The organism is Aliihoeflea sp. PC F10.4, from assembly GCF_054612275.1.
The window spans coordinates 93,473-107,302 of sequence record NZ_JBTSWH010000002.1 but is presented as its reverse complement, the minus strand read 5'-3'; the positions used below and the strand labels follow the sequence as shown (position 1 = coordinate 107,302).

15 protein-coding genes are annotated in these 13,830 nt (G+C 60.0%); 6 read left to right on the top strand and 9 right to left on the bottom strand.

Going from position 1 to position 13,830, the window contains the following annotated elements; genetic code table 11:
* Positions 1-3: 3 nt before the first annotated feature.
* The 3 genes from istB to ACX82Z_RS22460 all read left to right on the top strand — a co-directional run bounded on the left by istB (position 4) and on the right by ACX82Z_RS22460 (position 2,243).
* Complete coding sequence (istB, locus tag ACX82Z_RS22470; protein WP_459912190.1) at positions 4-828, top strand: IS21-like element helper ATPase IstB; 825 nt, start codon at positions 4-6, stop codon at positions 826-828.
* A 321-nt stretch (positions 829-1,149) separates the two neighbouring features.
* Positions 1,150-1,497, top strand: a complete 348-nt coding sequence (locus tag ACX82Z_RS22465) for a hypothetical protein (RefSeq protein ID WP_459912097.1) — start codon at positions 1,150-1,152, stop codon at positions 1,495-1,497.
* A 71-nt stretch (positions 1,498-1,568) separates the two neighbouring features.
* A complete protein-coding gene (locus ACX82Z_RS22460; protein WP_459912095.1) occupies positions 1,569-2,243 on the top strand; it encodes a DUF6766 family protein in 675 nt (224 codons plus the stop codon).
* A 16-nt stretch (positions 2,244-2,259) separates the two neighbouring features.
* Here ACX82Z_RS22460 and ACX82Z_RS22455 read toward each other — a convergent pair whose 3' ends face one another.
* The 9 genes from ACX82Z_RS22455 to ACX82Z_RS22415 form a co-directional block, all read right to left on the bottom strand.
* Entirely contained in the window at positions 2,260-2,466 is a 207-nt protein-coding gene (locus ACX82Z_RS22455; RefSeq protein ID WP_459912094.1) for a KTSC domain-containing protein, read from the bottom strand.
* Between the two features lie 4 nt (positions 2,467-2,470).
* Complete coding sequence (locus ACX82Z_RS22450; protein WP_459912092.1) at positions 2,471-2,776, bottom strand: hypothetical protein; 306 nt, start codon at positions 2,774-2,776, stop codon at positions 2,471-2,473.
* 108 nt (positions 2,777-2,884) lie between these two features.
* Positions 2,885-4,012 (bottom strand): extracellular catalytic domain type 1 short-chain-length polyhydroxyalkanoate depolymerase, encoded by a 1,128-nt coding sequence (locus ACX82Z_RS22445; protein WP_459912091.1) that lies wholly within the window; start codon positions 4,010-4,012, stop codon positions 2,885-2,887.
* A 286-nt stretch (positions 4,013-4,298) separates the two neighbouring features.
* Positions 4,299-5,294, bottom strand: a complete 996-nt coding sequence (locus ACX82Z_RS22440) for a DUF3618 domain-containing protein (protein ID WP_459912089.1) — start codon at positions 5,292-5,294, stop codon at positions 4,299-4,301.
* Complete coding sequence (locus ACX82Z_RS22435) at positions 5,294-5,710, bottom strand: phage holin family protein (RefSeq protein ID WP_459912087.1); 417 nt, start codon at positions 5,708-5,710, stop codon at positions 5,294-5,296. Before ACX82Z_RS22435 ends, ACX82Z_RS22440 begins: the two co-directional genes overlap by 1 nt.
* The gene (locus ACX82Z_RS22430) at positions 5,703-6,221 is read right to left on the bottom strand and encodes a nutrient deprivation-induced protein (RefSeq protein WP_459912086.1); all 519 of its coding nucleotides are present in this window, start codon (positions 6,219-6,221) and stop codon (positions 5,703-5,705) included. The genes ACX82Z_RS22435 and ACX82Z_RS22430 overlap by 8 nt, the downstream gene beginning before the upstream one ends.
* 213 nt (positions 6,222-6,434) lie before the next feature.
* On the bottom strand, positions 6,435-6,614 hold the full coding sequence (locus ACX82Z_RS22425) for a DUF3606 domain-containing protein (RefSeq protein ID WP_459912084.1): 180 nt from the start codon (positions 6,612-6,614) through the stop codon (positions 6,435-6,437).
* Positions 6,615-6,777: 163 nt separating this feature from the next.
* Positions 6,778-8,129 (bottom strand): IS3 family transposase gene (locus ACX82Z_RS22420; protein WP_459912082.1). Its coding sequence is split into 2 segments (ribosomal slippage): positions 6,778-7,793 and positions 7,793-8,129, totalling 1,353 coding nucleotides; the frame shifts between segments, so codons are not numbered across the junction.
* A gap of 127 nt (positions 8,130-8,256) precedes the next feature.
* Entirely contained in the window at positions 8,257-8,760 is a 504-nt protein-coding gene (locus tag ACX82Z_RS22415; RefSeq protein WP_459912080.1) for a (2Fe-2S)-binding protein, read from the bottom strand.
* A 236-nt stretch (positions 8,761-8,996) separates the two neighbouring features.
* Between ACX82Z_RS22415 and ACX82Z_RS22410 the strand changes: the two genes are divergently transcribed.
* Genes ACX82Z_RS22410 through ACX82Z_RS22400 form a run of 3 tightly spaced genes read left to right on the top strand, consistent with a single transcriptional unit; the run spans position 8,997 to position 13,827 of the window.
* Positions 8,997-12,428: a response regulator gene (locus tag ACX82Z_RS22410; RefSeq protein WP_459912078.1), complete on the top strand. Its 3,432-nt coding sequence runs from the start codon at positions 8,997-8,999 to the stop codon at positions 12,426-12,428.
* On the top strand, positions 12,428-13,264 hold the full coding sequence (locus tag ACX82Z_RS22405; RefSeq protein ID WP_459912076.1) for a CheR family methyltransferase: 837 nt from the start codon (positions 12,428-12,430) through the stop codon (positions 13,262-13,264). Before ACX82Z_RS22410 ends, ACX82Z_RS22405 begins: the two co-directional genes overlap by 1 nt.
* A complete protein-coding gene (locus tag ACX82Z_RS22400; RefSeq protein ID WP_459912075.1) occupies positions 13,264-13,827 on the top strand; it encodes a chemotaxis protein CheB in 564 nt (187 codons plus the stop codon). Before ACX82Z_RS22405 ends, ACX82Z_RS22400 begins: the two co-directional genes overlap by 1 nt.
* Positions 13,828-13,830: the final 3 nt, after the last annotated feature.

Below are 13,830 nucleotides of genomic sequence, written 5' to 3'. Positions count from 1 at the left end.
GCGATGCCAGCGGGAACGACGAGCGGAACGCCGCAGGTGCTGCTCGGCCATCACCTCAAGCAGCTGAAGCTGCCGACCGTCCTGCGGGAGTATGACAAGGTCGCCCGCGAATGCGCCCGCGACGGCGTCGATCATCCCCGCTATCTGCTGCGCCTGGTGGAACTGGAACTGATCGACCGGGAACGCCGTGTGGTCGAGCGGCGCATCAGGCAGGCTAGGTTCCCGGCCGTGAAGAGCCTCGACACGTTCGACTTCGCCGCCATTCCCGGCCTCAACAAGATGCTGGTGCTGGAACTCGCCCGCTGCGAGTTCATCCTGCGCCGGGAGAACGTCATCGCGCTCGGCAACTCCGGCACCGGCAAGACCCATGTCGCCCTCGCCCTCGGACTTGCCGCCTGCCAGAAAGGGTTCCCCGTCATCTTCACCACCGCGGCGGCCCTGGTGCACCAGCTCATGGAAGCCCGCGACGAGAAGCGGCTTCTGAAGCTGCAGCGCGAATTGCAGGCGGTCAAGCTGCTCGTCGTCGACGAACTCGGCTATGTGCCGCTGTCGCCGACCGGAGCGGAGCTCCTGTTCGAGGTGTTCTCCCAGCGCTACGAGCGCGGCTCGACCATCGTCACTTCAAACCTGCCCTTCGAGGACTGGACGTCAGTGCTGGGGTCCGAGCGGCTCACCGGCGCGCTGCTCGACCGGCTGACCCATCACGTCCATATCCTCACCATGAATGGCGACAGCTATCGCCTCAAGCAATCTGCCGGGCGGCGTCGGGCCGCCACCGCGGCCGACGCGGCGGAGCAAAACCAGGCCACCGCTGAAACGGGCGATTAGCCGAAGCCCTACAGGTCGGCCCGGAACCCGTCTGACTCTAACCACCACGCCGTATCCTGACGGCCGCTCGCTCGCTACGGCGCAATTGAAAGGCGCGCTTCGCGAGCGGCCACCGTCGATCCCAGACTGGCCTGGTTTTACTCCGCCCCAGTGGCCTGGAATTGCTCCGCCGTTGACATCGGGAAAAACTGCATAGCGCATGTCGTTCTGGGATCCGACGGAAGAAGGGGTACCAAATTCGTCGGGCCACCATGATGCCGAAGAGGGTTTCCCAGTGGATCGGTAGCTGACTGACGTCTCCTCTTGCTTCCGCTCAGCAGGATGATCGCGAAGGCAATCGGCGAGGCTGCCGGCAACGGCGCTGAGTTTGGCTTTGAGGCTGTCGTTGAACATGTCGCCGACCATGGTCATTCCCGACGACCATTGCGACATGCCGCCGAACTCGGCATGGCTGAATTGCGCCATCGTCCCGCCGCCACGACGCAGGGCCTCCAGGACGACCTTCACCGCGTCCGCGGAAATGCCATGCTCGCGCGCAAGACCGGCTACCAGATCACGTTCAGTAGTCGAGTTCATGATATCAAAGGTCCAGGATCGTGGCTTTCAGCCAGAACTGTTTGCAAGGAAAGCGGTTCCGGCCGCCGCGGATCCGGTTCCTCATTCCTCTGACCGTCCGAGTTTAGGAACTTGCATGTCGGCAATGACATTGAACTCTGCAATTTCTCTTGAGGAATTCCAGGATGTCAAAAACCCCCCGACAGTCTTCGGCCAAGCCGCTTGCATCGATTATCCGTGACAATGGACTGACAATTGCGCTGGTCGGGCTGTTCGCCTTCAGCGCGGTGGGAATGGTCTGGTCAGGATATGAAGTCCACAACGAGGAGCTTCAACAACACGGCTCTGAAGCGGTAGGTCTGCTTGCCTACATGAAAAGCGGGGACTTCCTATCGGCGCTTTTTGAAAACTGGGAAAGCGAGTTCCTGCAGATGTCGGCATACGTCGTTCTCACCGCCGTGCTGTTCCAGCGCGGCTCGGCGGAATCGCGCGATCCCGACAATCCCGACCGACCTGATGACGAGGTTTCGCCGATTGCCCGAAAGTACGGCGCGGCGATTGCCTGGCTCTACTCCTATTCGCTGGGAATTGTGCTTGCGGGGCTGTTTGTCATTTCGTTCGGCTTGCATCGGTGGGCCAGTCTGGCGGCTGCCAACGAGGAAGCGGTCCGCCACGGAGGCAAGGTCCAGTCATTGGCGAGCTATCTTATGGATTCCAAGCTTTGGTTCGAATCCTTCCAGAACGGGCAGTCCGAATTTATGTCAACCGCGGTCCTGGTGGTGCTGTCGATCTTCCTGCGTCACAAGGGATCGCCGGAATCGAAACCCGCCGGTACGGCGAACGCGGACACAGGTGCCTGAAGTTTGATCTCGCCGGCTACTCTGACGCGATCAGGCGGTAGCGATAGCGATTGCGGATATGATCGTTGAAGAAGTGCCCTTTCGCGAAGGCTTGCCGGAACGCCTGATAGACCTCGGGCGGGACCGCTTCGTAGTCGTAACGTTTGCCGCTCGTTACGAACCAGACCGACAGGATCTTTGTCTGAGGGTCGTAGCTACTCCGGGAGATGGAGATGGACGGCACCCGATTATACCAATGCCACTTGCATGTAGCGGATAATGACCTTGTCCTGGCGGAACTGTCGCTCTAGGTCCGCCCGCCGCCTTTGCCAATCCTCCAAATCTATCTCGTCGGCCATGACTTCGAAGATGACGATGTCATCTCGGTCGGTCGATGGGCCGTCGCTCCAAAGCCCCTCCGCCGGCGCCTGGAGATAGGCAGTGACGCCGTCAAAGTGGCTTGCCAATTCCATCTTTACCCGTTCGAAATCTTCCCTCGGAAAGGGCTGACCTTCGTTGTCGGCGCAAGGAAGAAGGATTTGAACAAGATGCATGGCTAAGAACCGCGAAAAACTCTCAACGGTCCCACTGGTATCCGCGTTCCCGGGATGTTGGGTGCGGCGAAGGGTGGCAATGCCGGGCCGCAAGCCAGATAGGATTGGCTAGCGCATCAAACCCGCGGCTCGAAGTGCGTCTTCGATGACTTGCTGGACCTTAGGCCGTTTGGCCTGGTGATCTCCCACTCCAGGTCTCCTCCCCATGGTGGCGGCCATCGATGACGGCGGACCTTCAAGCTTCGGATGGCCCGACACAGCAGCGCTTTGCCGATCAGCGCCTTCTGCAATCCCCCAAAATCGCGCAATCTCCAAGGTCGATGAGATACCAACATCCAGCATGAAGGGCTGGGCATGACCCAGTCCATCGCTCCCGATCGGCGCTCCATGGCCCATGCCGGCTATGGTGTTCATTTCGATCTTCACCTGCCCGACTTTGTCGCACCAAGCGAGGCGAGTACGGACGCCGTCCCATTCCGAAACGGTTGGCGCCTTCTCGAGGCCATGAACAACGCGCCATTGCGCAACGATTGCATCGGCGTTCGAAGCCGAGACGGTCTGATCGGCTGATCCCTGCCAGATCGAAACTCGTGGCCATGATCCTTCATGCGACGAGGCGCCAGCGAGAAGCTGTTGCAAACGCTTTGGTGACGGCCCGCCATGCCCGCGCATCCTGTCGAATGCCTCGGGGACGGTCAGCGCGCTGCCGTAGGCAATCCCCGCTATGATGCCCCCGCCAGCAAACACTTCTGGGTAGGTTGCGAGCATGGCGGTTGCCATGGCGCCCCCCGCGGAGAGACCCGTGATGAATATGCGTTGCCGGTCGATACCGTGGGAAGCGACCATAGTCTCAATCGTCTGGCGAATGGAGAGAACTTCGCCAGATCCTCGCCGCGTGTCATCAGGCTTAAACCAGTTGAAGCACACGTTGGGGTTATTTGCCCTCTGTTGCTCCGGATAGAGCACCGCGAACCCCGCTTGGTCGGCCAACCGAGACCATCCAGAGCCACGGTCATAAACCGCGGCATTCTGGGTACAGCCATGCAACACAACGACCAGCGGAGCGCCCCGCGGTAAGTCCACCGGTGCAAAGCAGCGCGCGGCCAAGTTACCGGGATTTGATCCAAATGCATCCAGATCGCCCAGACGCGATAAATTGTCGGCGTCTGGAACAAAGAGCTTTCGCTGCGACCGCATTCTTGCGAGACGGCCAATGGTGTCCGAAATCTTGCGCATGAGGGCATCCCTGATCCACGACGCCCGAACTGGACGGCAGTGCGAACAACGCACTCGCAGCAAAATCGTTGCTGCGCTGCACAATGGCAATCAGTTGTGTCAGCGAGTTGCGAGTCTTTGATGACAAAGCGAGAAAGCAGACGCTACAGGCCCGCTTCCTCGCTGGGGCGACCAATAAGGATGAAGTGGAGCTACGCGCCTTTCGAAAGGAAAGCACTCCGCGTGCAAATCATACACAAATGGGGTTATCGGTTACGGGGTCGTGTTGGTCACAGTATGTCGGCGCCTAATTGTCGGTTACGCCCTTTTTAAAGCTCTCCACCTCGTCGCCGATGCGCTCCCTTGCGGCATCGTGCACATCCGAAGCGACAGACACGGCTTTATCATACACTTCGGAGGCAATCTCCTTCCCCTGATCGACAACGGCAGACGCCTGTTTGGCAACTGCGTCTTTCGCAGCATCTGCGGCTTCCCCCAAGGTCTCATCCTCTTTCTCGGTATGCGGCAGGGTGGCTCCGATCGCAGCTCCCAGTGCGAATGCTAACGCGCCGCCGACGAGGGGTTGGTCGCGAAACTGGGTGAGGATGGCTTGATTGAGCTTGCCGACCTGCTCGTTCATGTTGGATCCAGCGCTTGCCGATCTCTCGGATAGAGAGCTTGATGCGTCCGAAGCGTATCCAGCCACTCGGCTTGCTGTGTCCTTTACGAGCGACCAGGTATCGGAGGCCCAGCCCGATGCAGTATCCAACATCGCTCCTGTCTCGTCGACGATCTGGTCGATCTGCTTGCCGGCCGCATTGGAGAAGCCGCGGTAGGTCTTGCCGGCTTCATCGACGAAATGCCCGGCCCGGCGGCCAGCATCGTCGGTCAGGGCCTTGAACCGCCGCCCGCTTCCGTCTTCAAAACGGCTGTACCTATGGCTTCCTTCGTTCTCGGGTGGACCAAGGCGGCGCACCTGTCCCTCGACTGGGAAAAGCGGATAATCATCGGGCTTCGAGGACGGTGATCTTGCCTTGCCGGTCGAAGAGCCCTGCGCGGCCATCAGCCAGGCCATGCTCACGCCCATCAGAGCCACCGGCAAAGGATTGGCCTTGAGTGCCTGACCGAGATTGCTGATATATTCCCCGCCTCCGCTATTCTTCGTGTAGGCGAGGACCTCATCGATCAACTGGCCCGGCGACATCCGCTCCTGGATCGCACCGATGCGCTCGCCAATCCGTTGCCGATCAGCGTCGATTTCGCGCTGGATCTCGGCAGACGACTTTTCCGCTGTAGTGGCCATCAGAATTTTTCCTTCACAGCATCGACATCGCGCTTGAGCGATGTTGCGGTACGATCGAGCTTGAGATTGCTGCCGCGCAGGGTGGCGAGGCACCTGGAAATAAGCAGCCAGGCGATGACGGCAATGACCACTCCGACGATCAGCGCGGAGAGCGCGTTGGCGCCCGTGGCAGTAAAGCCTTGATTAACGAACACGGTCGCAAGACCGCCGACGAGGGCGCTCAGCAGAACGCCGACAGCACCGATCGCCAGGACGAGACCAACGATACCGACCTCTATACCGGTCAACGCCTTTGAAACCTTCTCCGAGGCTTCCGTCTTGGCGAGATCGATTTCCTTGCGGAGAAGTCCGGTAACGTCGGAGACGAGACCGCCGACCAGTTCCGAAAGCGGCTTGTTGTCCGCGGGATTAGCCATTGGACCTACCCTCCACCGAAGCCTCGGCACTTTGCGGGCGCCCCTGCGGGGACGCAGTGGATTGACGATTGGCCGAAGCGGTCAGAAAGCGGCTTGCGGCAAATCCCGCCAACGCCGCTACGCCGAGGAACGCCACCGGCTGTTTTCGTCCAAAATCCTCCGCCATGGAAGCGATGCCGCCAAGGTCTTTGCCTTCCATCTGTTGAGCAAAATTCTTGACGGTCGCGCCGATCTGTTTGGCATATTGCCCGACTTGCGGCTGGTCCGAGTTCTCGAGTTCGATTGCGACTTTCTCCAAAGCGCTTCCGATGCCACCGACTTGACGCGCGATCACGTTCGTCTTTTCAGCGGCGATGTCCTTTACCTTTTCGACTGCGTGGGTTGCCTCCTCTTTGATCGTGTCCTTGGCGGACGCGAGATCGCCGGCGACCTTGGACTTCAACTCGCCTAAGCCTGCGCTGGCTGCTTCAGATGGGGAGGGCTCTCCCTGAGATGATCGGTCTGATGTCATTGGGTTCTCCCCCTCGCGGTGAAAACGGCGCTGATCTCGCCAGATTTCTATAAATGTGGAGAGGTCGGCTTTGTTCCTGCCAAATGCCCGATAAGTTTAAAACATTTCTGGATCGTGGCCCCTGACAGCATCGGTCGTGGCCCGGCCAACTCAAGGCGGCACTGTTCGTACGATCAACTCCTTGTCGGTGGCAGCAAGCTCAACCGACCAATTTTAGCTTTCAGCCTTATAGGTCTCGGCGATTTCCTTGATCTTTGCAAAGTCGTTGCCATGCTTTTTCAACAGGTCCCGCGCCTGGTTTGGCGAGAGGTCGGTGGTCTGAGCCAGATGCATCACCTCGAGTTCCGCGCCCTTCTTGATGCGGCTGTCGTCAGAGGGTTTCCTGGCAGCCATCACACGTCTCCTGCTGATCATGAGGCCTGCCGGCTACATCGGCGCAAACTACGGGGGACCGCTCTTGGTCGAGCGGTCCCCTATCTGAGTGTTCGTCATCAGATAAATTGAGACTTTGGGCGGCCTGATTTAGTGGAGGCTCTGGCTCATCTGGGTTGTCATTTTAAGCGGCGGCTTTGCGATGCTGCAAGCGCCGCATTTCGATGGTCCTTCGCTTGATCCTTTCTCGTTGCAACAGGATGGTCTGGCCGCGCCCGAGGTAGACGTCGGCTGGGGTGAGATTGTCGAGGCTCTCGTGGTAGCGCCGATGATTGTAGTTGTCGACGAAGGCGGCGATCTGGGCTTCGAGATCACCCGGCAGGAAGTAGTTCTCCAGCAGGATGCGGTTCTTCAGCGTCTGGTGCCAGCGCTCGATCTTGCCTTGGGTCTGAGGATGGCACGGCGCGCCGCGGGTGTGATCGATGTCTCGATCCTGAAGCCAGTCGGCCAACTCGCCGGCGATGTAGCACGGGCCATTGTCGGAAAGCAGACGTGGCCGTTGATGCACCGTTGCCCGATCGCAGCCTGATGCGACAAGAGCCAGGTTCAGCGTGTCGGTGACGTCCTCGGCCTTCATGGTCGCGCACAGCTTCCAGGCAATGATGTAGCGGGAGAAGTCGTCCAGGATGGTGGAGAGGTAAAACCAGCCCCAGCCGATGACCTTCAGATAGGTGAAGTCGGTCTGCCAGAGTTGGTTGGGCGCCGTCGTCTTGTCCTTGAACTCGTTGGCAGCCTTGATCACGATGAAGGCCGGGCTGGTGATCAGGTCATGCGCCTTGAGCAGGCGATAGACGGAAGCTTCCGAGACAAAATAGCTTTCCGTGTCGGTGAACGTCACCGCCAGCTCGCGCGGCGACAACTCCGGCTTGTCCAGGGCAAGTTCGACGATCCGATCCCGCACGGGCTCGGGAATGCGGTTCCACACCCGGCCAGGCCTTGGGCTGCGATCCTCGAGCGATTCGACGCCGCCAGTCAGGAATCGATCATACCAGCGGTGGAAGGTGGCACGCGGGATACCGAGCCGTTCCAGCGTGCGACGCGCCGGCAAATGGGATCGCTTTACGATCTGTATGATCTCGAGCTTCTCTGAGGCGGCGTATCTCATTCGTCGTCGCCCCCACCCGCGATCATGCTTTTTTTGAGCAGCCGCAGTTCCAGCGCCTGTTCGGCGACGACCTCCTTCAGATCACGGGCTTCCTTGCGAAGCACCTTCACCTCGTCGCTGGTGGCGGCACGCGCCGTGTCACCTGCGAGCCGCTTCTTGCCGGCTTCGAGAAACTCCTTCGACCAATTGTAATAGAGGCTCTCGGCGATTCCCTCGCGCAGGCACAACGCTGCGATCGACTCCTCGCCACGCAGACCATCCAGCACAATGCGGATCTTCTCCTCGGCGCCATATTGCTTGCGCGTGATACGCCAAATGTCCTTGATCACCTTCTCAGCAGAAGGCTTCGTCACTTCCGTTTTCTGTCTCATCGTCGTTCCTTTGTAAGGATACGATGAACCAGAAAACCTCCTCTCTCAATTAGCCCAATTCTGTCTCATTGGCGCTGACGCCGGACAGCCTCGTCGACCGAGCCCGCGCGAACGTAGTCGAACGGGATCATTCTGCCGCCTCCCTGACCGCTCCACGGTCCGCGCGCAGCACGTCCTCGATGGCATCGGCGATGTTGGTGTAGGCACCGCAGCGGCAGAGATTGCCGCTCATCAACTCGCGAATATCCTCCCGCGTCCTGGCATGGCCTTCGTTGATCAAACCCTGGGCGGAGCAGATCTGCCCCGGCGTGCAGTATCCGCATTGAAAGGCGTCGCGTTCAATGAAAGCTGCCTGCAACGGATGCAGGGTGGATTCGGTGGCAAGCCCTTCGATCGTGGTGATTGCGGCGCCATGCAATGTCACGGCAAGCTTGAGACAGGAATTGATACGACGGCCGTCAACCAAAACCGTGCAGGCGCCGCATTGCCCATGATCGCAGCCCTTCTTCGCCCCGGTCAGATGAAGCCGCTCGCGAAGAAGGTCGAGAAGAGTGGTTTCCGGTAAGAGTTGAAGAGAATGGCGGTGGCCGTTTATCGTAACGTCAACAGGATGTTTGGTTGGCTGGCGCATGACATCCGTCGCGTTGGCTGAACAACTTCAACAGGCAGGTCGAGGAACAGTTCCATCGGAATCGTCGTGGCGTTGTTTACCTAAGGGGCTCGACGGGCGAAAACCCTGCCGCTATACGATCTACCGCTTAGCTCACGACCCGCGATCGCCACAGTCTCCACTGGTTGATAGGGGACTTCCACACGCCACAGCCGCTACCCTGAAGCCGGCGGGGCACCAGTATTTGAGAGAATGTCATGCAGTCGACGACTGACCCCGCCACGTCCAGGAGAAGTCTGGGTCTCGATCCCGCCGTCGCGCTCGGCCTTGCCGCGGCGATCGTCTTCTTTCTGGTCAGCGGCGCCGTCGCGTTTTTCAATCTGCAAGCGCTGCGGGAAGGCAATCAGCGGATTGTGCAGACCCATCAAACCATCGTTGCTCTGGATCAGATGCTTTCCAGTGTGCAGGACGCAGAAACGGGTCAACGCGGTTTCCTGCTCACAAACGACCAGCGATACCTCGAACCCTACAACGCGGCCTTGCGAGCGATCCCCCTGAAGCTCGACGAAATCGAGGAGCTTTCCGGCGGAACCGCCGCGCAGAGGCCCCGCGTTGCAGCGCTTCGACAACATGTTGAGGCAAAGTTGGCCGAGCTCAGGGAGACGATCGAGCTTCGTCGCAGCGAAGGACTGGACGCGGCGCTTGCGGTGGTCAACTCCGATCGCGGCAAGGCAGAAATGGATGCAATCCGCGGCCAGATCGCTGCTATGGCCGAGGCAGAAACGCAGATTCGCGTCCAACGTCTGGCTCAAATGGAGAGCGCCCAGAGGACCGCGCTCGTCACCAGCCTGCTTTCCGGCGCGCTTGGTCTCCTCCTGACCGCGACGATCGCCGTCTTGATGCGTCGCGCGACGCTCGCGCGTCGTCGCGAAGAATGGTTGCAATCCGGCCAGGTCGGGTTGGCATCAGCGATGATGGGCGACCAGCCCATGGATCGGCTTGGCAACAGCGTCCTGGAATTCCTGGCGCGATACGCTGGGGCAGTGGCTGGAGCGCTATTCGTCGGCAGCAGCGAGGTCTATCGGCGGACGGCCACTTACGGCGTTCCCGAAGATGCGAACGTGCCTGAGGAGTTCAAGCTGCGAGAAGGACTGCTAGGCCAGGCAGCTGCGGAACGCCGCTCGATGCTGGTCGGAGAGGTTCCGGAAGGCTATTTGGCCTTCGGTTCGGCACTTGGGCGGGACAAGCCGAAACACCTCGCTATCCTGCCAGCCAGCGTTGACGACGCGGTCAACGCCGTTCTCGAGCTCGGCTTTCTGCGTCCCGTCGACGAACGGGTCGTCGCGCTCTTGGAGGAAGCCGCCAGCGCGATCGCTATCGCCGTCCGGTCGGCAAAATACCGAGAGGAGCTGCAAAACCTGCTTGAGGAGACCCAGCGGCAGGCCGAAGAACTGCAGACCCAGAGCGAGGAGCTGCGCGTCTCGAACGAAGAGTTGGAGGAACAGGGCAGGGCGCTGAAGGAATCGCAGGGACGGCTCGAGCAGCAACAGGCCGAACTGGAACAGACCAACTCCCAGCTGGAAGAACAGGCGCAGCAGCTGGAGACGCAGCGCGACGATCTGGAGCGCGTCAACGCGGCGGTTGAGCTCAAGGCGGGCGAACTCGAACAGGCGAGCCGCTACAAGTCGGACTTTCTCGCCAACATGTCGCACGAGCTGCGTACGCCACTTAACTCGTCACTCATCCTGGCAAAGCTGCTCGCGGACAATCCGGAGGACAACCTGACGGCCGAGCAGGTGAAATATGCCCAGACGATCCAGTCCTCCGGCAATGACCTCCTAAATCTGATCAACGACATTCTCGACCTGTCCAAGATCGAAGCCGGGCACGTGGAAATCCGCCCGGAGACAGTCGCTGTCGAGCGAATGGCCACCAGCCTGAAACAGGTCTTCGAACCCGTGGCGGCGGAGAAACAGCTGGAGTTCACCGTCAATATCGCAGACGACGTCCCATCGACGATCGAGACCGATTCGCAGCGGCTTGAACAGATCCTCAAGAACCTGCTGTCCAATGCCCTCAAATTTACAGAAACGGGGCAGGTCGGGTTGTCGATCGAAAAGACGGCCGATGGAACTGTCACGTTTGCGGTTTCGGACACGGGCATCGGCATCGGCCTGGATCAGCAGCGACGCATATTCGAGGCATTCCATCAGGCCGACGGGACGATCAGTCGGAAATATGGCGGCACTGGCCTCGGCCTGTCGATCTCGCGCGAGCTCGCACGCCTGTTGGGGGGCACCATCGATCTCAAGAGCCAGCCGGGGAAGGGCAGCACATTCACACTGGCCGTTCCCGAGGCTTACGATCCCGCGAAAGTCGCACCGCGGGAAGCGCCATCGGTAAAGTCCATCGTACCAGCGGCCTCGGTCTTGGAGGCCACCCGCTCAACTCCGCTGACTGTGGCGCGCCAGCTCGAGGATGATCGCGACGCACTCCCGGGCGATAGGCGTGTTCTTCTCGTCATCGAGGACGACGAAACATTCGCCGCGATCCTGCGTGATCTCTCACGCGAAATGGGCTTCCGATCCCTGGTCGCTGGCACGGCCGAAGATGCGCTCAGCCTGGCGAAAGAACATATGCCTAGCGCGATCGTCCTCGATGTCGGCCTGCCAGACCAGTCCGGCCTAGCGGTTCTCGACAGGCTGAAGCAGGACGTGCGCACACGTCACATCCCTATCCATGTCGTCTCGGCCGGAGATCATGCCGAGACGGCACTTTCGCTGGGCGCAGTCGGCTATGAGCTGAAGCCGGTCAAGCGGGAGCAATTGGTCGAGGTCCTTCAGAAGCTCGAGGCCCGGCTGTCGCAGCGCGTGCACCGGGTCCTCATTGTCGAGGACGATCCAGTGCAACGCGATGCCGTTTCAAGATTGCTGACCTCTGGCGATGTCGAAACCATGACGGCGGGCACCGCGGCTGAGTGTCTCAAGCTCCTGAAGCAACAGACGTTCGACTGCATGGTGCTGGACCTGTCGCTGCCGGATGCATCGGGCTATACGCTTCTGGAAACGCTCAGCCAGGACAGCGCTCATTCCTTCCCGCCCGTGATCGTCTATACCGGACGCGAGCTCTCAGCAGACGACGAACAGCGTCTACGCCGGTACTCGAAGTCGATCATCATCAAGGGCGCGAAGTCGCCGGAGCGTCTCCTCGACGAGGTGAGCTTGTTCCTTCACCAGGTGATATCCGAGCTTCCGGACGAACAGCAGAAGATGATCCGCAAGGCGCGCAACAGGGATGCGCTTCTCGAAGGGCGCCGTATCCTGGTTGTCGAGGACGATGTCCGCAACGTCTATGCGGTCACCAACATCCTGGAGCCACGTGGCGCGACCGTTCAGATCGCCCGCAATGGGAAAGAAGCACTGGAAGCGCTTAAGACAGGTGGCGAGCAAGGAGCGCCGATAGACCTCGTCCTCATGGACGTGATGATGCCGGTGATGGACGGCCTGACGGCGACGCGCGAAATCCGCAAGAATTCGGATTGGAAGAAGCTGCCGGTCATCACGCTGACGGCGAAGGCCATGCCGGACGATCAGCAGTGCTGTATCGACGCGGGCGCCAACGACTATATGGCGAAGCCGCTCGACGTCGAAAAGCTCCTGTCACTCGTGCGCGTCTGGATGCCGAAGTGATGGAGCTTGCAGCACAAGAGAAGGTCGAGGACATTGAGATCCGGCTGCTGCTGGAAGCGCTCTACACGCGTTATCACTACGATTTTCGCAACTACTCGATGGCCTCGATCAAGCGCCGGCTACGGCAAGCGCGGGACCAGCTCGGATTTAGCAACTTCTCGGCGTTGCAGGAACGGGTTCTGCATGAGCCCACCATGCTGCCTCGGCTGATGCGATATCTGACCGTCCAGGTCAGTGAGATGTTTCGCGATCCCGGCTATTTCCGGGCCATTCGCGAAAAGGTCATTCCCCACCTGAGAACCTATCCGTCGCTGAAGGTCTGGGTCGCCGGATGCAGCGAGGGCGAGGAGCTCTATTCCCTGGCGATCCTCTTTCGCGAGGAAGGCCTCGCTGATCGCACCATTTTTTACGCGACCGATATCAACCAGGAAGCCCTCCACGCTGCCGAGGCCGGCGTTTACGCTGTCGATCGCCTGCAACTCTTCACCGAGAACCACCGAAAGTCGGGCGGGAGATCCTCCCTGTCCGACTACTACCAGGCTGCCTACGGCCGCGCCTCGTTTAACAAGTCTCTGCGCCGGAACGTGGTGTTCTCCGACCATAGCCTGGTCACCGACGCTGTGTTCGGTGAAATGCACCTGATCTCCTGTCGCAATGTACTGATTTATTTCGATCGGGATCTGCAGGATCGTGCGCTCGGGCTCTTCAAGGACTCGCTTGCGCGAAAGGGTTTTCTGGGCCTCGGCGCCAAGGAAAGCATGCGATTGTCACGTCACTCCGGCGCCTTCGAAGAGTTCGTCCGAGAAGAGAAAATCTATCAAAGGCGGGCTGGTTGATGGAAGTTCAGGCGGAGGCCGTTGTGATCGGCGCGTCGGCGGGGGCGCTGGAGGCTCTATCGGCCATCCTGCCCCAGCTGCCCGCGACTTTCACGCTACCGGTCATGGTCGTGGTTCACATTCCGCCGGACAGGAGTAGCATCCTGGCCGATCTTTTCCGTGCGAAGTGCCGGATTCCTGTTGCGGAGGCCGAGGACAAAGAACCGATCGTGCCCGGCACGATCTATTTTGCCCCGCCGGACTACCATCTGCTCATCGAGTCGAACAAATGTCTGGCGCTATCCAGCGACGAGCCCGAACTGTTCTCACGACCCTCAATCGATGTCCTATTTGAAACCGCCGCGGACTCCTACGGAGCAGGCTTGATCGCGATCATCCTCACCGGCGCCAATCATGATGGCGCCAAGGGTCTGAGAGCCGTGATCGACGCTGGTGGCACTGCCCTTGTTCAAGATCCCGAGGGCGCCTTTGCCTCAGCGATGCCGGAGGCTGCCATTCGACTCTGCCCGGAATCCCGCGTCAGCTCGCTGGAGCAGATCGCGACCTACCTGCAAGAAGTTTGAGAT